The sequence below is a fragment of the Pseudomonas sp. TTU2014-080ASC genome, assembly GCF_001446935.1.
In the GTDB taxonomy this organism is placed as follows: Bacteria; Pseudomonadota; Gammaproteobacteria; order Pseudomonadales; family Pseudomonadaceae; genus Aquipseudomonas.
Genome location: NZ_LKKK01000011.1, coordinates 34999 through 57250, shown reverse-complemented (window position 1 = coordinate 57250; position 22252 = coordinate 34999). Strand labels below are relative to the sequence as shown.

The 22252-nt window shown below is 58.0% G+C and carries 19 protein-coding genes and 1 pseudogene; 16 read left to right on the top strand and 4 right to left on the bottom strand.

All coding sequences use genetic code 11. The annotated features are described in order from the left end of the window. Positions 1 to 43: 43 nt before the first annotated feature. The 4 genes and pseudogenes from AO726_RS10590 to AO726_RS10575 all read right to left on the bottom strand — a co-directional run. A pseudogene (locus tag AO726_RS10590) lies at positions 44 to 763 on the bottom strand (heme ABC transporter ATP-binding protein); the annotation flags it as partial. Between the two features lie 47 nt (positions 764 to 810). Then, positions 811 to 1797, bottom strand: a complete 987-nt coding sequence (locus AO726_RS10585) for a FecCD family ABC transporter permease (protein WP_162491584.1) — start codon at positions 1795 to 1797, stop codon at positions 811 to 813. A 50-nt stretch (positions 1798 to 1847) separates the two neighbouring features. After that, positions 1848 to 2747, bottom strand: a complete 900-nt coding sequence (locus tag AO726_RS10580) for a heme/hemin ABC transporter substrate-binding protein (RefSeq protein WP_058068058.1) — start codon at positions 2745 to 2747, stop codon at positions 1848 to 1850. Positions 2748 to 2805: 58 nt separating this feature from the next. Beyond that, positions 2806 to 3876, bottom strand: coding sequence for a hemin-degrading factor (locus AO726_RS10575; protein ID WP_058068057.1), 1071 nt, complete (start codon positions 3874 to 3876; stop codon positions 2806 to 2808). A 244-nt stretch (positions 3877 to 4120) separates the two neighbouring features. Here AO726_RS10575 and AO726_RS10570 point away from each other — a divergent pair, with 244 nt between their 5' ends. From AO726_RS10570 to panC, 16 genes are all read left to right on the top strand, one after another. After that, complete coding sequence (locus tag AO726_RS10570; RefSeq protein WP_058068056.1) at positions 4121 to 6421, top strand: TonB-dependent hemoglobin/transferrin/lactoferrin family receptor; 2301 nt, start codon at positions 4121 to 4123, stop codon at positions 6419 to 6421. A gap of 58 nt (positions 6422 to 6479) precedes the next feature. Continuing rightward, positions 6480 to 6797, top strand: coding sequence for a Rieske (2Fe-2S) protein (locus tag AO726_RS10565; protein ID WP_058068055.1), 318 nt, complete (start codon positions 6480 to 6482; stop codon positions 6795 to 6797). 117 nt (positions 6798 to 6914) lie between these two features. Then, positions 6915 to 7637: a class I SAM-dependent methyltransferase gene (locus tag AO726_RS10560; protein ID WP_058068054.1), complete on the top strand. Its 723-nt coding sequence runs from the start codon at positions 6915 to 6917 to the stop codon at positions 7635 to 7637. Between the two features lie 129 nt (positions 7638 to 7766). Next, positions 7767 to 8381, top strand: coding sequence for a TetR family transcriptional regulator (locus AO726_RS10555; protein ID WP_058068800.1), 615 nt, complete (start codon positions 7767 to 7769; stop codon positions 8379 to 8381). A gap of 139 nt (positions 8382 to 8520) precedes the next feature. Next, entirely contained in the window at positions 8521 to 9021 is a 501-nt protein-coding gene (gene ureE, locus AO726_RS10550; RefSeq protein WP_058068053.1) for an urease accessory protein UreE, read from the top strand. Positions 9022 to 9026: 5 nt separating this feature from the next. Continuing rightward, positions 9027 to 9701, top strand: a complete 675-nt coding sequence (locus AO726_RS10545; protein WP_058068799.1) for an urease accessory protein UreF — start codon at positions 9027 to 9029, stop codon at positions 9699 to 9701. 17 nt (positions 9702 to 9718) lie between these two features. Continuing rightward, complete coding sequence (gene ureG / locus AO726_RS10540) at positions 9719 to 10333, top strand: urease accessory protein UreG (protein ID WP_058068052.1); 615 nt, start codon at positions 9719 to 9721, stop codon at positions 10331 to 10333. Between the two features lie 34 nt (positions 10334 to 10367). Further along, on the top strand, positions 10368 to 10940 hold the full coding sequence (locus AO726_RS10535) for a HupE/UreJ family protein (protein ID WP_058068051.1): 573 nt from the start codon (positions 10368 to 10370) through the stop codon (positions 10938 to 10940). A 956-nt stretch (positions 10941 to 11896) separates the two neighbouring features. Then, positions 11897 to 12853, top strand: coding sequence for a DUF808 domain-containing protein (locus AO726_RS10530; protein ID WP_058068050.1), 957 nt, complete (start codon positions 11897 to 11899; stop codon positions 12851 to 12853). A 129-nt stretch (positions 12854 to 12982) separates the two neighbouring features. Beyond that, the gene (locus AO726_RS21170; RefSeq protein WP_058068049.1) at positions 12983 to 13159 is read left to right on the top strand and encodes a hypothetical protein; all 177 of its coding nucleotides are present in this window, start codon (positions 12983 to 12985) and stop codon (positions 13157 to 13159) included. Positions 13160 to 13215: 56 nt separating this feature from the next. Further along, on the top strand, positions 13216 to 16170 hold the full coding sequence (locus tag AO726_RS10520) for a sensor histidine kinase (protein WP_058068048.1): 2955 nt from the start codon (positions 13216 to 13218) through the stop codon (positions 16168 to 16170). Between the two features lie 73 nt (positions 16171 to 16243). Then, entirely contained in the window at positions 16244 to 17665 is a 1422-nt protein-coding gene (locus AO726_RS10515; RefSeq protein ID WP_058068047.1) for a sigma-54-dependent transcriptional regulator, read from the top strand. Positions 17666 to 18366: 701 nt separating this feature from the next. Continuing rightward, on the top strand, positions 18367 to 19764 hold the full coding sequence (locus tag AO726_RS10505; RefSeq protein WP_058068045.1) for a polynucleotide adenylyltransferase PcnB: 1398 nt from the start codon (positions 18367 to 18369) through the stop codon (positions 19762 to 19764). Beyond that, on the top strand, positions 19761 to 20255 hold the full coding sequence (gene folK, locus AO726_RS10500; RefSeq protein WP_058068044.1) for a 2-amino-4-hydroxy-6-hydroxymethyldihydropteridine diphosphokinase: 495 nt from the start codon (positions 19761 to 19763) through the stop codon (positions 20253 to 20255). Before AO726_RS10505 ends, folK begins: the two co-directional genes overlap by 4 nt. Before the next feature lie 256 nt (positions 20256 to 20511). Continuing rightward, a complete protein-coding gene (gene panB / locus AO726_RS10495; protein WP_058068043.1) occupies positions 20512 to 21312 on the top strand; it encodes a 3-methyl-2-oxobutanoate hydroxymethyltransferase in 801 nt (266 codons plus the stop codon). Then, positions 21309 to 22172 carry a pantoate--beta-alanine ligase gene (gene panC / locus AO726_RS10490; protein WP_058068042.1) on the top strand — a complete coding sequence of 288 codons (864 nt, stop codon included), beginning with the start codon at positions 21309 to 21311 and terminating at the stop codon, positions 22170 to 22172. Before panB ends, panC begins: the two co-directional genes overlap by 4 nt. Positions 22173 to 22252: the final 80 nt, after the last annotated feature.

Sequence of the window (22252 nt, the reverse complement as noted above, 5' to 3'; positions counted from 1 at the left end):
TTTAATGAAACAGCCCATTCGCATGGGCTGGATATTGGCTGGATCAGCGCGCCACAATCAATGGATGGCCCCGCTCGGGATGCTGTTGTACCAGCACCTCAAGCCCGAATAAGTCCTGCAGGGAGGCCACCGTCAGCACCTCTTGCGGACGGCCGAGGGCATGAGGACGGCCATTATGGAGCAGCAGCAGGCGGTCACAGTAACGGGCGGCCAGATTCAGGTCATGCAGTATCACCAACGCGCTTGCGCCATTAGCAACAAATGCGCGGGTGGCCTGCAAGGTTGTGTGCTGATGGAGTGGATCAAGCATTGAAGTAGGCTCATCCAGCAGTAACACCTGTTCGGTACCCGCCGGCCAAAGTTGCGCTAACACCCGCGCCAGGTGCACACGCTGACGCTCACCGCCAGACAGGGCCAGATAACTGCGCCCGAGCAGATGCAAAATATCAGCGGCCTCCAGCGCATGCCGGATGATTTCTGCGTCCTGTGCCTGGCCACTGGCGTGCGGTAGGCGGCCCATACCCACCACTTCCTCTACGCGGAATGCAAAGTTCAGCGTAGAGGTCTGCGGTAACACCGCCAAGCATTTGGCCCGCTCGGCACCCACCCAGTCATTCACTGGACGATGGTCAAGCAAGACCTGGCCATGGCTCGGTTTCAACTCGCCACACAATGCTCCCAGTAACGTGCTTTTCCCAGCACCGTTAGGACCTAGCACGCCCAAGACTTCGCCGGGACGCAGCGCCAAATTGATATCCGCCAGCACCGTAGTCGAGCCACGCTGCACGGCCAGGTTTTCTGCCCGTAACATCAGGTTCGCCCCCGCACGAGTAAGTAAAGGAAGAACGGCGCTCCAATTAGTGCCGTCACGATGCCAATCGGCAACTCAGCAGGCGCCAGTGCCAAACGTGAAATCAAGTCCGCCAGCAGCAACAAGCAAGCGCCGGCAAGCGCAGAGGCAGGCAAAAGGACACGGTGATCAGGGCCAACCATCAGGCGCACCAGATGAGGGATCACCAGACCGATAAAGCCGATCATCCCCGCTGCCGCCACCGCAGCGCCGACACCCAGCGCGGTGCAGAACACCAGCTCGGCTTTGACGCGCTCAACTGAAAACCCCAGATGTCGCGCCTCAGATTCCCCCAGCAACAGCGCATTCAGCGCCCTTGCCCGACGCGGCAGCCACAACGCAACCGCAGCCGTGACGATCAGTAGCGGCCACAGTCCGGCGTAGCTCGCGCCGTTCAAGCTGCCTAGTCCCCAAGAGGTGAGGCTGCGCAACGTGGCGTCGTCAGCCAGATAGGTGAACAGGCCAATAACAGCACCGGACAGCGCCGTGAAGGCAATGCCCGCCAGCAACATGGTGGCCACATTAGTTTCGCCATTACGGCGACCAAGGCTGTAAACCAGCGCGGTTACACCGAGGCCACCGATAAAGGCGAATAGCGACAGAACATAAGGCTCGAACACTTTGGGCAATCCGCCAACGAGCGCGGTACCGCCGACAATCGCCAGCGATGCGCCCAGCGCTGCACCGCTGGCCACACCGATCAGGCCGGGGTCCGCCAGTGGATTGCGGAACAGGCCCTGCATCGCCACGCCGCACAGCGCCAGCACGGCACCGACCAGCACGCCCAGCAGCGTTCTGGGCAGACGAATCTCGCCCAGAATCAGTTCGGCCTGAGCCAGCCCGTCACCCGCCAGCGGCAGTCCGATCAGCCTCAAGCCAGCTTTGAGCGTATCCAGCAGAGGCAGGTTGATCGGGCCAAACGCCAATGACGCCCACAGCGACGCCAACAGCAGTAGCGCTAACGCGAAAAACAACAATCGCGGCCGAATAAGCGGACTCATAAGGCAGGCTTGGTGTCTGTCTTCAGCGGCTCGCTACCGGGATAAAAGACGGCAGAGATTTCACTCAGGGCAGCCGGCAAGCGCGGACCGAGGCCGCCGACCAGCAAGGTCGGATCAATCACCAGCAAGCGCCCTTCTGTTGCAGCCTTGGTCGCCGCCAATGCCGGATTCTGACTAAGCAAGGCCTTCTGCGCCGCTTCGCCGGCCAGTTGACGGTCTGCAATCAGCACCACATCCGGGTTCAAACCCAACAACGCTTCGGTGGACAGCGACTTGTAGCCTTCATGGGTTGCCAGATTGCGGCCGCCGGCACGGGCCACCAGCCAATCGCCGACAGTGTTCTTACCGCCTGCCATCGGGCTGGCGCCAGCGTGTCCGATCAGAATCACAACACCGGGAGCGGACTGCTTCTGCTGCACATCAGCGACCCAGTGTTCTTGCTGCTTCAAACGCTGCTCGTAAGCGGCAAACACCTGCTCTGCACGGGCTTTGTCGCCCAGCAGTTCGCCCACATGCTGCAATGTGCCGTGCAGGCTGGGCAGGTCAGGTTGCGAAGACAGCGACTCAACCTTCACCCCGGCACTGCGCAATTGTGCCAATACAGGCGGCGGCCCCATTTCTTCAGTGCCGAGCACGACATCCGGGCGCAGCGCCAGAATGCCCTCTGCCGCCAGCTGGCGTTGATAGCCCACGCTTGGCAGTTTTGTCAGGGTCTCTGGATGGCGACTGGTGCTATCCACACCGACAAGGCGGCTCTCACCGCCCAACTCAACCACCCACTCGCTCAACGAACCACCGGAAGTGATCCAACGCTGGGGCAATGGCTCATCGGCTTGGACTGAGCCGCTAAAGATGATGCTCGCGCACGCTGCGATAACTGCATTCAACGCTTTCATTGATGTTCTCAGGATTAGGATGGGCAAGCGGCTGTGAGCGAATCACAGCCGGTTTCACTCATGCGTTGAGTGCGGGCGCTTCTTCTGCCAGCTCACGCCAAGCCTCCAGCTCCGGCACACCGGGCTTACGTGCACCGAACAGTTGCAGCACCAACTCGCCATCCACATCGAAGGCTTCCCAACTGGTGATCACGCCGTCAGTGCTGGGCTTACGCACGCGCCACAGTTCGGTAACACCGGCGGTTTGCAGGTGCAGGTTGAATTCCGGGTCCAGCACGTTGAACCAACTGTCCAGCCAGCGCAGGTTGCTGACAGTGCCGGTGTGGATCTGAATGCAATGCTGGTTGCCAACGAACACCATGATCGGTACCTGGCGCTCGCCCGCTTGCTCCATGACTTTTGGCAGCTCAGCCAGCGCCAGAGGCTCGGCCCATTCACGGCCAGCCAAGCGCAGTGCCTGAGTCCGGGCCACGCCGTGCTTTTTCAGCAGCGCGAAGAAATGGTGGGTGTCTTTCAGGCTGGCCCAGCCGCTGCGCAGACTGTCTGCATCAATGGACTCATCGGCCTGAACCGCTGGTTTTTGCGGTAACGGCTGCAGATCCAGCAGATCGCTTTGCTGTTCCGCTTTGAAACGCTCAACCAGCGAATCCCACGCCTGCAGATTGCTCTGCTCAGTCAGGAAGACCTTGTGCACCGCAGTGCCCTGACGATCAAAAATCTGAATGCTGCGCTGTGCGCCCTTCTCAGTTTTTTCATCCACCGCAAACACGCTGCTCCAGCCACCGAGGAACAGCCGCAAGTCGATATCCGGGCTGACCACCAGACCCATTTGCCCATTGGGTGTCACGGTCACTTCGCGGTAATAGCCTTTGCGCTCATGTACGCAATGTTCGTTACGGGTCAGCGCCATGATGTAACCCAACTCACCCAGCGCCGGTAACAGCTGAGCCCATTCCGGGCGCAAACGCAGGGTGTCTACCCCCAGGCGGCTGGCTACCAGCTCACCTTCGCTGACAGCCAGATGCGCAGCGGCATCACGGGCCCGCAGGCGCGGTTTTTCGACACGCAACGCCTGCCAAGCTTGGTACAGAGCGCTGCCTGAGCGGCTCAGCGATGGGGAATGTTCCATGTATAGCTCCTTCTCAATCACGGATTGACGGGCCAGCAAATGCAGCCCACCTGAATTTCTGACACACGCCACCCCAGCCCTTTTTCAAGGACCGGGGAGGTCATGCCCGAGCACATCGGACGCTGGCGGACGGGAATGAGCCGCAGCGCAAATCTATTTGATAATCGTTTGCATATGCATGTCAATCCCATTACTGTTTGGCGCGATTTTCATCGCCAAACCTTGCATGCAATGGAGTACTCACATGCTTAACCGCCCGCCTTATGCACTTCGCCCATGGATGGCTTTGCTGTTGCTGAGCCCATCACTGGCTCTGGCTGAGGATGCCGCAACGCTCCCTCCCACAAAGGTTTCTGCCTCGGCTGTGGAAACTCCGGTTCCGACAAGAACAACCACCAACGCAGAAACACTGGATAAGCGCTTTATCCGCAGCTTTGAGGATCTGGGTCGGCGCAGCGAGCCCGGTGTTGCGTTCAACCGCAATAGTGAAAGCATCAACATCCGTGGTCTGGAGAAAGACCGGGTGCTGACCACCATCGACGGCATCCGCGTGCCCTGGATGACCGATGGGGCGCGCAGTCAGGGGCCTACCGGTGGTGCTCAGGGCGGCTTGGACACCTTCGATTTCAACACCCTGTCAGCGGTGGATATCGTGCGCGGTAGCAACTCCAGCCAGATCGGCTCCGGCGCACTGGGTGGCTCCGTCCAACTATTCACCCTTAATCCGGAGGACCTGTTAGAGCCGGGCAAAGACTTCGGCAGTCTTGTGAAAACCGACTACGACAGCGGCGATGAAAGCTGGGGACTGAATGCCGCTGTCGCTGGACGCGTGCAAAACACCTACTGGTTGCTGCAAGCCGGTAAGCGTCAGGGGAATGAGCTGGAAACCGCCGGCAATGACAATCTCTACGGCAGCCAACGCACGGAGGCCAACCCAGCCGATAACGACCAAAAAAACTTCTTGTTCAAGCTGCAACAGCGTTTTGACGGTGGCCACAAAGTCGGCTTTACCGGTGAGTTCTTTGAGCGTAACCGCGACATCGACACCCGCACAGGCCAAGGCAGCACGTACCTGATCGGCCAGAACGGCACCAACGAACTCAGCCGCCGCCAGCGTATTTCGGTGGATTACGGGTTTGTCAGCGAAGATGAAAATAGCCTGATCGACACCGCCAACCTCATCGCCTACTGGCAGAAACTCGAACGTAAGGATGATCAGGATGGCGTGCGCAGCATGGATGCCCGTGGTCGTGCGCCGGATCGACTCTTCCAGCGCTTCGGCCTGCCCGGCAACCCATACAAATACCCAAGCGGTCCTTATGGCCGTAACAACCAGATCGAAAAAGAGCTCTACGGTGTATCCGGCAATGTCGGTATTGGCCATAACTTTGCCGGGCTGGACAACACGCTGACCCTGGGTGGCGAGCTGTATCGCATCAACACCGAACAGAACTCCAAGGGCTATGACAACTGCCCGGGCTTCTCCATCAGCGCATCGAACCCCATGTACATGGGCCCTGCCTCGTGTGACTTCCTGCATACCAACCAAGCCGATATGCCGAAGGCCGAAGCAACACAGTGGGCGCTGTTCGCCAATAACCAAATCAGCTTCCTCGATGGTGCAGTAACACTCACTCCTGGGCTGCGTTACGACCACTACAAGCAAGACCCTAAAGCCACTGGCGCTTTCAACAACAACGCCAACCCGAACAACAACCAGACCTTGAGCAGCTCCTCGGATAGCAAGCTTTCCGGCAGCCTGCTGGCGACCTGGCAAGTTGCCGAAAAAGCCAAGCTCTACGCGCAGTGGTCACAAGGTTTCCGTGCACCGGACGCCACCGAGCTGTACATGAACTACGGTGCCGAAGGCAGCTACCTGCGACTTGGTAACGCCGACCTCAAGCCGGAAGAAAGCAACGGCTACGAGATCGGTGCCGAACTGGGGGACAAACAACTGGGCGGCTCGATCAGCCTGTTTGACAACCACTACAAAAACTTCATCGACAGCAACCTGACGGCCTCTCCCGAGGAACTGGCCAGCCTGGGTCTGAACGCCTCGGATTATCCGATGGGTGTTACCCGCACCGGTAACCGCGCCAAGGTCCAGATTTACGGTGCCGAACTGGCCGCTCACTGGGCCTTTATGCCGAACTGGAAGCTATGGGGCTCCGTTGCCTGGGCTAACGGTGAAGACCGCAACACCAATCAGCGTCTGAACACTGTTGCGCCGATTACCGGCTTGTTCGGCCTTAGCTACGAGCAGGAACAGTTTGGTGGCGACCTGATGCTGCGTACAGCAGCGGCACGCAATAAGGTCGAGAACGACAACGACTTCCAGGCACCGGGCTACGGCGTGGTCGATCTGACGGCTTACTGGCAGCCCAAGGAGCTGGACGGCGTGAAGCTGCAGGCGGGTTTGTTCAACGCCTTCGACAAGAAGTACTGGAACGCGCTGGACGTACCAACCGGCAACCTCGCTCAGCCGGATGACTACTACAGCGAAGTGGGACGCAACTTCCGCGTGTCTGCATCCTGGCAGTACTAAGCCCTTCCACTTGCGCAGCAGACCGGCATAATGCCGGCCTGTTGTGGAGGTGGATGTCATGTTCCGGGTATGTGCTCTTGCTGAGCTGAATGAAGGTCAGAGCCGCGCGTTTACCGTCGCGGGGGTCAAAGTCTTTGTGGTGCGTAAACAGGGCCAGTTTTACGCTTACCGCAACTGGTGCCCGCACCGGGAAATCCCCTTGGAATGGCAATCGGATCAGTTCCTCGATGACAGCGGCAATCTCATCCGCTGCGCCAGCCACGGCGCACTGTTTCTGATTGAGACCGGTGACTGCATCGCCGGCCCCTGCGAAGGCGATGCTCTGCAAAAACTGGACGTGCAGATAAAGGACGACTGCCTCTGGGTTGATGCCTGACGCACGCAACCGCTCTGCGCCGAGTCGCACGGCAGATTAAGCACAAAAGTACCGTCACGATGGGAATCAGCGAAACACTGACATATAGTCACAGGACTTATTGTCAGTGACCGCACCATGCACACCATCGAACGCATTTATCCCAAAGACCTGGACCTGCAGAACACGGATGATCAAAACAGCCTGCTCATTCATATGCAGCGCTATGAGTTTGCTTCCCGTCATCTTCGCGGCCAGCACATTCTGGATATGGCCTGCGGCTGCGGTTACGGCAGCGCGCGACTGGCCGAACTGAACCCGGACAAACAGATCACCGGTGTGGATATCGACCCGGACGCCATCGCTTATGCCCGCGCCCACTATCAACTGCCGAACCTGACTTATATATGTGCCAACGCCGAGCAGTTCAGCAGCGAGCAACCGTTCGACAGCATCGTCAGCCTGGAAACCATCGAACACCTGCCTGATCCGCAAGCCCTGGCCGCCAACATCAACCGCCTGCTGGCCCGCGATGGCCGCGTCATCGCATCTGTGCCGATCACCCCGACACTCGACGGTAACCCGCACCATCTGCATGACTTCAGTAAGCGCAGCTTCCATGCCCTGTTCCGTCCGCACGGTCTGCAACCCGGCGAACAGCTGGAGCAAATTCAGTGGTGGCAGTTCAAAGGACTGTTTTCGAAAAAACCGGACCAACAGAAACAGCACCGCTCAGAAGGTGTTGGCAACGCCGTTATGCAGTACTACCTGCGCAACCCGCTGTACCTGTTCAAGCGCCTTTTCTCCATGCTCTGCCATGGTTTCAGTAACCGTTACCTGACCTGCGTGTTCAATCGCTGAAGTACACAGGTTCGACGCCGACGAAGTGCCTTTGCTAGAGTGCCCGGCCGTGCACACGCCAATGAGTCAGGAAGTTTGAACACCGACCTGCCCCGCGCCCGCCAAAAACTGCAAACCCGCCACGCACTGATGGACGCGGCGCACACCCTCATGGACAGCGGCCGGGGCTTCTGCAGCCTGAGCCTGCGCGAAGTGACGCGCACTGCCGGAATCGTGCCGACTGGTTTCTACCGCCACTTTACCGACATGGACGAACTGGGCCTGGCGCTGGTGGCGGAAGTCGGCGAAACCTTCAGCGAGACGATTCGCCAGGTGCGTCACCACCGTTTCGAACTCAACGGTGTGATCGACGCCTCGGTGCGTATTTTTCTCGATGCGGTTGCAGCAAACCGCTCACAGTTCCTGTTTCTAGCCCGGGAACAGTTCGGCGGCTCGCTGGTGATCCGCAAGGCACTGGCCACCCTGCGCGAGCGTATCGCTCTTGATTTGGCCGCTGATCTGTCCACCATGGCCAAACTGGAGCACCTCGATCAGGCTGCGCAAATCATGCTGTCTGACCTTGTGGTGAAAAGCGTATTTGCCACCTTACCGGAGCTGATCGATCCCCCCAGTAGCCCACTGGCTCGTTATGCCGATCCTGAAACCAAGATGATCGAACAGCTGCGCTTCATCTTTATTGGGGCCAAGCACTGGCAGGGCCTGGCCCCTGACGCCGCGAGCGCACCAAAACAGAGCAAAAGTTAAAACAGTGCACAACCTTGAACCATGCACCAGCATGATGCAACCGCTCTACACCGCCCCATAGCCCGTCAGTGCTGACTCCCCGCTAGTTTGGCAAGGCCCTTGCTCTGTAACCGGTATTAACCTGCCGGATACGTGCCCCATGTTGGTGATACACAAACGAATAGAACCCCAGTCGCACTGGGATGCCGAACTCGAACTGACCTTTGAAGCCCGCAGCAAAAGCCGACTGCGCTGCTTCACCCGCACCGGTGAAGATGTCGGTTTGTTCCTCGAGCGCGGTCAGCCTGCCCTGAATGACGGCGAATGCCTGCAAGCCGAAGACGGCCGTATCGTCAAAGTCATCGCCCGCCCGGAAACCCTGCTGCATGTCACCTGCGCCAGCCCTTTTGAACTGATGCGCGCGGCCTATCACTTGGGTAACCGCCACGTCGCCTTGCAACTCGGCGACGGCTGGCTGCGCCTGCCGGATGATTACGTGCTCAAGGCCATGCTCGAACAGCTCGGCGCAAACGTCGAACTGATCGACGCGCCCTACCAGCCCGAACAAGGTGCATATGGTGGCGGCCATCACCACTCCCACGCCGGTGACGCCGAATTCAGCTATGCCCCACGCCTGCATAAGTTCGGGGCACGTAAGTGAGCGATCTGCACAGTGCCTGGCAATTGCTACGGCTAGCCAGCCCGCAGCTGCCGATTGGCGGCTACAGCTACTCGCAAGGGCTGGAAATGGCTGTGGATAACAGCTTGGTCAGCGACACTGACAGCGCCCGGCGTTGGATCAGCGATCAGTTACTGCTCAACCTCGCCCGCTTTGAAGCGCCTCTGCTGCTGGCCCATTGTCAGGCAGCAGCGGATCAAGACTGGCCGCGCCTACAACAACTCGCCGAACAGCACCGGGCAAGCCGCGAAACCCGCGAGCTGCATCAGGAAAGCCGGCAGATCGGCTATTCACTGGAACAACTGCTGCGCGGCCTGCCAGAACTCGATGAAGCCGCCCGCACACTGCTCGCCCAACTGCCAGAACCAGGCCAGGCCGTGGCCTGGGCGCTGGCCGCCCGGGCTTGGCAGATCAGCCCGCCAAACGCCCTGGCCGCCTGGCTGTGGGGCTGGCTGGAAAACCAATTGGCGGTGCTGATGAAAACCCTGCCGCTGGGCCAGCAGGCGGCGCAGGTGCTGACGTCACAACTGATTCCCCTGCTCGATCAAGCCCGCCAGCAGGCCAGCACATTACCTGAAACGCACTGGGGCAGCGCCGCTTTCGGCCTGGCCCTGGCCAGTATGGCGCACGAGCGTCAATACAGCCGTTTATTCCGCTCTTGATAAAGGAAGACTCCCCCATGAACAGCCAACCTCTGCGCGTCGGCATCGGTGGCCCGGTCGGCTCAGGCAAGACAGCCCTGACCTTGGCCCTGTGCCTGGCCCTGCGTGACCGCTACAACCTGGCCGTGGTCACCAACGACATTTACACCCAAGAAGACGCCCAGTTTCTGGTGCGTAACGAAGCCCTCGCCCCGGAGCGCATCATCGGCGTAGAAACCGGCGGCTGCCCGCACACTGCCATCCGCGAAGATGCGTCGATCAATCTGGAAGCTGTCGATCAACTCAACCGTCGTTTTCCGGGGTTAGACCTGATCATCGTCGAGTCTGGCGGGGACAACCTCTCTGCCACCTTCAGCCCCGAGTTATCCGACCTGACCATCTACGTGATTGACGTATCCGCCGGTGACAAGCTGCCACGCAAAGGCGGCCCCGGCATCTGCAAATCCGATTTACTGGTTATCAACAAAGTCGATTTGGCCCCCATGGTCGGAGCTTCACTGGAAGTGATGGAGCGCGACACCCTGAAGATGCGTGGCGACAAGCCGTTCGTGTTCAGTAATCAGAAAGTCGGTCAGGGCCTGGACCAAATCATCGCTTTTATCGAACGCCACGGCATGTTAAGCGCCGCCTGAAGCACCAGCCCCCATTCTCTCAAGGAGCACATTTATGAAGCGCAGCACATCTATCCTCGGCTTAACCCTGTTGCTTAGCCCTGCATTGGCCTTCGCCCATCCCGGACACGAACATGCAGGCCTGCTGGCAGGCCTGGCCCATCCTGTATTTGGCCTTGACCATTTGCTGGCCATGCTCGCGGTCGGCCTGTGGGCAGCCCAGCAAAGCGGCGCAGCGCGCTGGGCGCTACCGCTGACGTTTGTCGGCAGCATGCTGATCGGCGGTCTGCTGGGCTTTGCCGGGGTGGAAATCCCGCTGATGGAAACCGGCATTGCGGCTTCCGTTCTGGCCTTCGGCTTGCTGGTTGCAGTCGCCATTCGCCTGCCCATGTTGATTGCGCTGCTGCTGACGGCGCTATTTGCCCTGACCCACGGCGTGGCTCACGGCCTGGAACTGCCGGTCGCCAGCGGCCCATGGGGCTATGCCATCGGTTTTGTCGTCGCCACAGCAGCCCTGCATGCCTGTGGTTACCTGTTGGTACGCCTTCTGCCTCAGGCTGCCGCGCCGCTGGTACGGGTTCTGGGCGCAGCCTCTGCCCTCAGCGGAGCTTGGCTGCTCGCTAACTAAAACCTAGGTCCAGGCCGCCGCAAAGTGGCCCGGACCGGCTCACTGGACAAAAACCAACCAACACCCCGCATCCCCCGCCATTCGGTGCTTACAGACAGTGCCACTCAGCTTATCCACAGAGCGCTCCACAGAATTCAGGGATAAACGCACCACTGCCTCCCTGACCACCTGTGTAATACCCTGAATTTGCTGGATTTAGTCTTGACGTATCCGTCAGTTACTGAGCCCTTTGGGCATTCCAGAGAGCTGATCATTTTTTATTCAATTCGCTGTAATGTAGGTTTTTTCTTACCCTCAGACAGCCATACAGCTTTTATCAACAGGAATACCCACAACTCCCGTGGACAAGTTTTCTGTGGGTAGTTTTAACCTCCGCCCCCCGCGAAATCCGGGGCCTCTGTGGAAAAAACAAAATCGATCAAAAACCGTACAATCGGCGCTATCGCTTATGGCACTAAGCCTTCAGCTGTTTGCAACCAAGTTATCCACATCTCACTCCACAATCTTTGTGTAAAACCGGCGTCCCGACAAAGGTTTTGCTGAAGCACAGGGATTTTTCAGACAATCTTCATGCCCCGACTGGCAGAAAAAGAAACCTTCACTAGCCGAACAGGCGTATGATTTGCGCTCCTGAAATTTGAGATACACCATCATGTCTTTCCTGGATCTGTTACGTAGCCTCCTTGCCGCTTATACCAGCGGTGCAGGTAAAGGCAACGACTGATCTGGCCGCTGCGTAAAACCTCTCATCTACCTTACGGGCGTCTGACTAACGGGCCCGCCTGCGTACATACGTTTATACGTAGCCCCTGACCAGCTGCATCGCCACGCTCCAGCGCCATCCTGGCTCTGGCTGATACGTGTTGACTCACGTATAAAACCGGCAAAACTTCACTTGGGTCTTGATGATCCGAGATGTATGTCTATTGCCTGTACAGCCTTTAAGGATATCCACGATGGCCGGAGCGAGCCTGCTCACATTGCTAGATGACATTGCTGCCGTTCTTGACGACGTTGCAGCAATGACCAAAGTTGCCGCCAAAAAAACTGCCGGCGTGCTGGGAGATGATCTTGCCCTTAATGCACAGCAAGTCAGTGGTGTCAGAGCGGACCGGGAGCTGCCAGTTGTCTGGGCGGTAGCCAAAGGCTCGTTCAAAAATAAACTGTTTCTGGTGCCGGCAGCTTTGCTGATCAGCGCGTTTATACCGTGGGCGGTGACTCCACTGCTTATGCTCGGCGGCCTGTATCTGTGTTTTGAAGGCTTCGAAAAACTCGCCCACAAATTCCTGCATTCCAAAGACGAAGACGCCAGCCGCCATGAAGAACGCCTGCAGGCGGTAGCCAACCCGGATGTGGATATCGTCGCGTTTGAAAAAGAGAAAGTGAAAGGCGCGATCCGTACCGACTTCATTCTCTCCGCTGAAATCATTGCCATCACCCTCGGCACCGTTGCCGCTGCCAGCTTTACTCAGCAAGTTGTGGTCATCTCTGGCATAGCCATCGTCATGACCATTGGCGTCTACGGTCTTGTCGCAGGAATCGTAAAACTTGATGACGCAGGCCTGTATCTCTCGCAACGCCAGGGCGAAGGCGTCACAACCAGCGCACTGCGCGCGTTCGGCCGAGGCCTGTTGCGTACAGCACCGTATCTGATGAAAACCCTATCTGTGGTCGGTACCGCCGCAATGTTTATGGTGGGCGGCGGCATCCTTACTCACGGCATTCCGGTTGCTCAGCAGTGGATTGACGGCGTTACCCAACATGTCGCGCAAAGCAGTGAACTACTTGCACTGTTCACACCGACACTGCTGAACCTGGTTGCCGGCATCATTGCAGGTGCGCTGGCTTTAATAGTGGTGAGCGTTTTCAGCCGTATCTGGCGCGCGCTGAAACCAGCTAAATCTCACGACTGATGTTTACCGGGCCGGATGCACCGGCCCGCACCTCCCGCAGGCTCAACCGTTCCAACGACAGGTTTTGTCAATCTACGCAGAGCGGTTCGCTTCCGTTACCATCGACACACTTTGATTGCGAGAAGCGGCATGTATATCTATCGATTGGTGCTGATCCTGGTCGTGGGCATTTATTTGTTCTCCCCGGCCATCATGGACTGGTGGGTTGATCCCAACGGCGCCTGGTACCGCCCTTATTTGCTGTGGCTGATCCTCATCGTGGTGACATTTATTCTGCAAAGTCAGCGTGACACCGATGAAATCTGAGCCATACAACCGGATCGCCCCGGCCCACTCCAATAACCACATGCCGAGCTGACCTAATGCTGACGAGCTTTACCCTCAGCCAACTGATTCCCATCAGTGCCGCCTATCTTCTGGTCTTGTTCGGTGTTGCCTGGATCAGTGAGCGTAATCTGATCCCGCGCTGGGTGGTTCGCCACCCGCTGACTTACACCCTGTCTCTGGGCGTCTACGCCAGTGCCTGGGCGTTCTACGGCACGGTTGGTCTGGCCTACCAATATGGCTATGGATTTCTGGCCTGTTTCCTCGGCGTCTCCGGTGCGTTTTTGCTCGCGCCCGTTTTGCTCTACCCGATTTTGCGCATCACCCGCGCCTATCAGCTGTCCTCGCTGGCCGACCTGTTCGCCTTCCGCTTCCGCAGTACCTGGGCCGGAGCGCTCACCACTATTTTCATGCTGGTTGGCGTACTGCCGCTGTTGGCCCTGCAGATTCAGTCGGTTGCCGACAGCATCGGCATCCTTACTCGCGAGCCGATTCAGGAACGGGTCGCGCTTGCGTTTTGCGGACTGATCATCCTCTTCACCATCCTCTTCGGCTCCCGGCATGTCGCCACACGCGAGAAACACGAAGGCCTGGTGTTCGCCATGGCATTCGAGTCAGTGGTGAAATTGGTCGCCATCGGCATCATCGGCATCTACGCGCTGTATGTCGTCTTCGATGGCCCACAGGATTTGCAACGCTGGCTGGTACAAAACCAAGCCTCGCTCAGCGGCCTGCACACGCCGCTGCAGGAAGGCCCATGGCGCACACTGCTACTGGTGTTTTTCGCCGCTGCGGTGGTGATGCCGCACATGTACCACATGACCTTTACCGAGAACCTCAACCCGCGTGCAATGGTCAGCGCCAGCTGGGGCCTGCCGTTGTTCCTGCTGTTGATGAGCCTGGCCATTCCGCTGATTCTCTGGGCCAGCCTGAAAATCGGTGCTACCACGAACCCTGAGTACTACACGCTGGGCCTCGGTATTGCGCTGGAAAGCCCGACACTGGCACTACTGGCGTATGTCGGCGGCCTCTCGGCCTCAAGCGGTCTGATCATTGTGACCACTCTGGCGCTGTCAGGCATGGTCCTCAACCATGTGGTCCTGCCGCTTTATCAGCCCCCGGCTCAAGGCAATATCTACCGCTGGCTGAAGTGGACACGCCGCGCTCTGATCATTCTGATCATCATGGCCGGTTACGGCTTCTATCTGGTCCTGGGTGCCGAACAGGACCTGGCCAACCTGGGTATTGTCGCCTTCGTCGCCACCCTGCAATTCCTCCCGGGTGTGCTCTCGGTACTGTATTGGCCAAACGCCAACCGCCGTGGCTATATCGCCGGCCTGCTGGCTGGGGTAACAGTGTGGATCGTTACCATGTTGTTACCGATGCTCGGAAACCTGCAGGGTATTTACGTCCCATGGCTGAACCTCGTCTATGTGATGGACGACAGCAGCTGGCACCTAGCGGCTATCGGCTCACTGGCCGCTAACGTACTGGTCTTTACCTTGGTGTCGCTGTTTACCGATGTCAGCCCGGAAGAAAAAAGCGCCGCCGAAGCCTGTGCTGTGGATAACGTCCGCCGCCCACAGCGTCGCGAATTGGTCGCAGTGTCTCCGCAAGAATTTGCCGAACAGCTGGCCAAGCCTCTGGGTGCAAAAACCGCACAACGCGAAGTGGAACAAGCGCTGCGCGATCTACACCTGCCATTCGATGAAAGCCGCCCCTATGCCCTGCGCCGCCTGCGTGATCGCATTGAAGCCAACCTGTCCGGCTTGATGGGCCCGAGCGTAGCGCAGGAAATTGTCGAAACCTTCCTGCCCTACAAAGCCACCAGCGAAACCTACGTCAGTGAAGACATCCACTTTATAGAAAGCCGCCTCGAAGATTATCAATCACGCCTCACCGGCCTCGCCGCTGAGCTCGACACCCTGCGCCGCTACCACCGTCAAACCCTGCAGGAACTGCCTATGGGCGTCTGCTCCCTGGCCAAGGACCAAGAGATTCTGATGTGGAACCGGGCCATGGAAGAGCTCACCGAAATCCCGGCGGTACGCGTAGTAGGCTCCCGCTTGAGCACTCTTAGCGAACCCTGGCGCGGCCTGCTTGAGCGGTTTATCGAAATCCCTGACGAGCATCTGCACAAGCAGAGTCTGCCGCTGGCCGGACAGACCCGCTGGCTCAACTTGCACAAAGCCGCCATTGATGAGCCTCTGGCTCCCGGTAACAGTGGCCTGGTACTGCTGGTGGAAGACCTCACCGAAACCCAGCTGCTGGAAGACAAGCTAATCCACTCCGAGCGCCTTGCTTCAATTGGTCGCCTGGCTGCCGGTGTGGCCCACGAGATCGGCAACCCGATTACCGGCATCGCCTGCCTTGCGCAAAACCTGCGCGAAGAACGGGAGGAAGACAGCGAACTGACCGAAATCAGCCAGCAGATCCTTGAACAGACCAAACGTGTAACGCGTATTGTTCAGTCCCTGATGAGCTTCGCCCACTCCGGTAGCCACCAGAACGTAGAAGACCCTGTCAACCTGGCCCAAGTTGCGCAAGATGCCATCGGCCTGCTGTCGCTCAACCGACGCAGCCTGGAAGTGCAGTTCTATAACCTCTGCGACCCAGAACATTGGGTAATCGGCGACCCACAGCGGCTGGCTCAAGTCCTGATCAACCTGCTCTCCAACTCGCGGGATGCTTCGCAGGCCAATGGCGCAGTGCGCGTACGCAGTGAGGCCAGCGAACATACCGTTGATCTGATTGTTGAAGACGAAGGCAGTGGTATACCAAAGGCAATCCAGAGCCGTGTTTTCGAGCCTTTCCTAACCACTAAGGACCCCGGCAAAGGGACAGGATTGGGCCTGGCACTGGTCTATTCCATTGTGGAAGAGCATTATGGACAAATAACAATCGACAGCCCGATAGACCTCGAACTGGAACGCGGGACCCGGATTAGGGTTACATTACCGCGACATAACGAGGCAACGTCCTTAGCGACTTAACTGTTACTGAAAAGCCTGCCTGCATGCACGACTTGTGTGGCGGCGTGCTTGAGAAAGTCGAGAGACCGTATTGATGCCCCATATTCTGATCGTCGAAGACGAAACCATCATCCGCTCCGCTTTGCGTCGGCTGCTTGAGCGCAACCAGTATGAAGTCAGCGAAGCCGGCTCCGTTCAGGAAGCTCAGGAGCGTTTCAGCATTCCCAGCTTCGACCTGATCGTCAGCGACTTGCGCCTGCCCGGCGCGCCCGGCACGGAAATGATCAAGCTCGCTCAAGGCACCCCGGTGCTGATCATGACCAGCTACGCCAGTCTGCGCTCTGCGGTCGACTCCATGAAAATGGGCGCCGTCGATTACATCGCTAAACCGTTTGATCATGACGAGATGCTCCAGGCTGTTGCCCGCATCCTGCGCGATCACCAGCAGGCACAATCAGCCCCTGCCACCACCGTCAGTACCAAGCCGACAGCTGATAAACCCACGGAAAGCGCTCAGGGCGAAATCGGCATCATCGGCTCCTGCCCCGCCATGCAGGACCTGTACAGCAAAATCCGTAAAGTCGCGCCGACTGACTCAAATGTCTTGATTCAGGGCGAGTCCGGGACCGGTAAAGAACTGGTTGCCCGCGCCCTACACAACCTGTCCCGCCGCGCCAAAGCGCCGCTGATTTCAGTGAACTGTGCAGCCATTCCGGAAACGCTGATCGAGTCCGAACTGTTCGGCCACGAAAAAGGGGCCTTTACCGGGGCCAGCGCCAGCCGTACAGGCTTGGTTGAAGCCGCCGATGGCGGCACCCTGTTCCTCGATGAAATCGGCGAACTGCCGCTCGAAGCCCAGGCCCGCCTGCTGCGCGTCCTGCAAGAAGGCGAAATCCGCCGCGTGGGCTCCGTGCAATCGCAGAAAGTGGATGTACGCCTGATTGCCGCCACCCACCGCGATCTGAAAACACTGTCGAAAACCGGCCAGTTCCGTGAAGACCTTTATTACCGTCTCCATGTCATTGCCCTGAAACTCCCTGCCCTGCGCGAGCGCGACGATGACGTTCTGGAAATCGCCCGTGTATTCCTGCAGCGCCAGAGTGCCCGCCAGGGTCGCAATAACATGACCTTCTCCCCCAGCGCCGAACAAGCCATCCGCCACTACCCCTGGCCGGGTAACGTGCGCGAGCTGGAAAACGCCATCGAACGCTCAGTGATTCTGTGCGAAGGCGACCTCATCTCTGCTGAACTGCTGGGGATCGATATCGAGCTCGACGAGCTGGAGTACGACTTTGCCGCACCGTCTTCACAAAGTAACTCGATGGTCAGTGACGCCAACGAGCCAACCGAAGACCTGTCTCTGGAAGACTACTTCCAGCACTTCGTCCTCGAGCACCAAGACCACATGACCGAGACTGAGCTGGCACGCAAACTGGGTATCAGCCGTAAATGCCTGTGGGAACGTCGTCAGCGCCTGGGCATTCCACGGCGTAAACCTACCGTTACCGCCGACTGAAACGGTGACACCGGGTGACAGCTCCCCCACAGGGAGGTTCCACAAACTGTTACCCAATACAGGTTTAGTAACAAAAACCGGGTCTAATGGTAACGAGAGCCCGGTTTTTTTATGCCTAGCGCCTACCAGCAAAAACTCCAAACCCTTGTTTTTAAAGGCTTTTAAAAAGTTGGCATGGGATCTGCTTTATCTCTGGCACAACAACAATAACAAGCAGCACATAAAATAATAAAAATAAGATTCATCGGCTCCAGCCCAATAAAAACAATAACGCGGAGGCGCAGCTAACTGATTCTTTTGGAAAGGATGTGTGTTTGGGGTTCGCCCCGAAACCGGGCAGAGAACAATAAAACTGCACTAATGCAGCGCCAGAACCGGTTGGATCACTCTGTGATCAATGCAATATCAGCGTCCAAAGCAATCCGTTTGCTCCTGATTCCCAACTTGGGAATTTTTATAAACATCCTTGACCGGATGGAACGGGTAACCAAACAAAAACAACAAGCCCGAAATAACAATAAAAAAAGAGCACGCACCAATTTGGGGGGGAGCTTCGGCTCCCCCAGTAGCTTCCAGAATCTCCCCTCCTGCAGCACTCTCCAGCCGTTTCCTGTATCAATCCCCGACTCAATGCTAGAATCCGCGCCATTCATGCGGCCGACGTATACTCTGGCCAGTCAATCCGTCAAACAGTGCCTCTCATGCTGAAAAAGCTGTTCAAATCCTTTCGTACCCCTTTGCGCCGCGGCAAAGCCGGCCACAGTACGCCTGAAGTACTGAACCGCAGCCAGCATCCAATAGAGCGTGGAGAAATCAGCCGCTACGCCATCAGTGTGGTGGAACGCCTGCAAAATGCCGGTTATCAGGCTTATTTGGTTGGCGGTTGCGTCCGCGACTTGCTGCTGGACCTTGATCCGAAAGACTTCGACGTCGCCACCAGCGCAACGCCCGAACAAGTCCGCGCCGAATTTCGCAACGCCCGCATCATTGGCCGTCGTTTCCGCTTGGTGCATGTGCATTTCGGCCGTGAAATCATTGAAGTGGCCACATTCCGCGCCAACCACGATGACGAAGAAGAGAACAGCAACCAGGCACAGCGCAACGAAAACGGACGCATCTTGCGCGACAACGTCTACGGCACCCTGGAAGATGACGCACAGCGCCGTGACTTCACCATCAATGCTCTGTATTACGATCCCTCCACCGAGCGGATTCTCGATTACGCCAACGGCGTGCATGACATTCGTAATCACCTGATCCGCCTGATCGGTGACCCAACCCAGCGCTATCAAGAAGACCCAGTACGCATGCTGCGGGCGGTGCGCTTTGCTGCCAAGCTGGATTTCGATATCGAGAAACACACCGCAGCCCCAATCTACAAACTGGCCCCCATGCTTGGTGAAATCCCTGCCGCCCGCCTGTTTGACGAAGTACTGAAACTGTTTTTGGCCGGTTACGCCGTATACACCTACGACCTGCTGGTGGATTACGGACTGTTTGGCCAACTGTTCCCAGCCAGCGCCGAAGCGCTACGGCACAACCCTGAATACGCGGACCGCCTGATCCGAAATGCGCTGGACAACACCGATTTGCGCATTGAGCAAGGTAAAACGGTGACACCTGCATTCCTGCTGGCGGCACTGCTGTGGCCCGCCCTGCCCGCACGCGTGCTGAAACTGCAGGAACGCGGCATGCCGCCGATTCCGGCCATGCAAGAAGCAGCACACGATCTGATCAACGAGCAGTGCAAGCGCCTGGCGGTCCCGAAACGCTTCACCATCCCGATTCGCGAAATCTGGGACATGCAGGAGCGCTTGCCGCGCCGTTCCGGCAAGCGAGCTGACCTGCTTCTGGAAAATCCGCGCTTCCGTGCCGGCTACGACTTCCTGCTGCTGCGCGAAAGCGCCGGGGAAAACACCGGCGGGCTGGGTGACTGGTGGACGCGCTATCAAGATGTCAGTGACAGCGAGCGCCGCGCCATGATCCGCGAGCTGAGCAGTAAGGAAGAGTCCGCCAGCGGCCCGCGCAAGCGTAAACGCAGCGGCTCCAAACGTAAGCGCACCGCTGACAGTGGTAACGACACCGGCAGCGGTGAATGATGGAACGTGTTTATATCGGCCTGGGCAGCAATCTCGAAACTCCGCTTGAGCAGCTGCGCAGTGCACTGTCTGCTTTGGCTGAACTGCCGCAGACCCAACTGAGCGGGCAATCCTCCTTCTATATCAGTGACCCACTGGGCCCGGCCGACCAGCCGCGCTACGTGAATGCCGTAGCCGCACTAGATACAGAGCTGAGCCCACTGCAGCTGCTGGACGCCTTACAAACCATTGAGCAGAACCAAGGCCGCGTCCGCAAAGCTGAACGCTGGGGGCCGCGCACACTGGATCTGGATATCCTGTTATTCGGCGAGCGTCAGCTGAATGAGCCACGCTTGGTGGTACCGCATTACCATATACATGCCCGCGCCTTCGTTCTTTATCCACTGGCAGAGCTGGCCGCCGATCTGGTACTGCCAGATGGCCGGCCGTTAATACAGCTTCTTGCGGCCTGCCCTTTCGAGGGCCTCGAGCGTCTGCATAACGCGCCCTGAGCACAACCGAAGCCCCGCTAATACCGTGCGTTGCGCTTGGATTAGCGGCACTCACCATCCCACTATTCACTAGCTAAATGCCCTGTCAGGCAGCGGGTAACGAAGTAACAAAGCGGTAACACATGCGATTGACTTACAGTCGCCCCATCTGGACTATAGGCGTCCCGTTGCACACGACTGGCACAATAAGAGGCCAAAGCAGGCCGATTCGAAGCATAACGACTGCTGACTAAACGCCTGAGCGAGGACAGTTTTCATGCCTGATGTAACCCTGACCACCCTGCAGAGCCTCAAGCAGAGCGGCGAAAAAATCGCCATGCTGACCTGCTATGACGCTACGTTCGCCCATGCAGCCTGTGAGGCGGGTGTGGACGTTCTGCTGGTGGGTGATTCTCTCGGCATGGTCTTGCAAGGCCATGACAGCACACTGCCAGTAAGCGTTGATGACATGGCGTACCACACTGCCAGCGTTAAACGCGGCAACAAAGGTGCACTGATCATTACCGATCTGCCTTTTATGGCCTACGCAACCCTGGAACAAGCCCTGAACAACAGCGCAGCACTAATGCGTGCAGGTGCTCACATGGTCAAGCTTGAGGGTGCAGCCTGGCTGGCAGAGCCGATCCGTCAACTGGCAGAACGTGGCATTCCAGTCTGCGCCCACCTGGGTCTGACGCCTCAGTCGGTGAATATTCTTGGTGGTTACAAGGTTCAAGGTCGCCAAGAGGCCCAGGCCCGCCAGATGCGCGCTGACGCGATGGCCCTAGAGCAAGCAGGCGCTGCCATGCTGCTGCTGGAATGCGTGCCCAGTGAGCTGGCTGCCGAAATCAGCCAAGCGGTGAAAATCCCTGTCATCGGCATTGGTGCCGGTAGCGGCACCGACGGCCAGGTGCTGGTCCTGCACGACATGCTTGGCCTGTCGCTGAGCGGTCGCACGCCGAAGTTCGTGAAGAACTTTATGCATGGCCAAGGCAGCATTGGTGCGGCAATCAGCGCTTATGTCAAAGCTGTAAAAGATCAAAGTTTCCCTGCAGCCGAACACGGGTTTTCTGCATGAACACAGTAAAAAGCGTGCGTGAGTTACGCGCCGCTGTCGCCCAGGCACGCGCTGAGGGCAAACAGATCGCTCTGGTTCCGACCATGGGCAATCTGCACGAAGGGCACATCGCCTTGGTTGAGAAGGCTGTACAACGCGCCGATTTTGTTGTCGCCAGCATCTTTGTAAATCCACTGCAGTTTGGCCCCAGCGAAGACCTGGATGCCTACCCGCGCACCTTGATTGCAGATCAGGAGAAACTGGTCAATGCCGGTTGCCATCTGCTGTTCACGCCAGACGTGGAAGAAATGTATCCGCAAGGCATGGACAGCCAAACCCGCGTAAGCGTGCCGGGTGTATCCGAAGGCTTGTGCGGCCAGAGCCGCCCAGGTCACTTTGAGGGCGTTGCGACCGTGGTCAGCAAGCTGTTCAACATGGTCCAGCCCGACTTGGCGTTTTTCGGCCAGAAGGATTTCCAACAGCTGGCAGTGATTCGCACGCTGGTGCGTGACATGAACATGCCGATTCAGATTTTTGGCGAAGCAACCGTGCGTGCTGCGGACGGCCTGGCGCTGTCTTCACGCAACGGCTACCTCTCCCCGGAAGAGCGGGAGAAAGCGCCACTGCTGTACCGTACCCTGACGGAAATGGCCGACGCCATCCAAGCTGGTGAACGCGACTATGCCAAGCTAATCGCAGCAGCCCAAGCACAACACAGTGCCGCCGGTTTCCGTGCAGACTATCTGCAGGTCTGCGACGCCACCACCCTGCGCCCGGCAACACCGGAAGATCGCAATCTGGTAATCCTGCTGGCTGCCTATCTGGGCAATACACGTCTGATTGATAACTTGACAATTGACCTGAGCCATCCCGATCAATAGGTGAAACTGGCAGGCTATTACAGGTTCTCAGCTACAGTTACACTCGCAGGCCCGGTCTAAAAAACCGGGCTTTTTTGCAG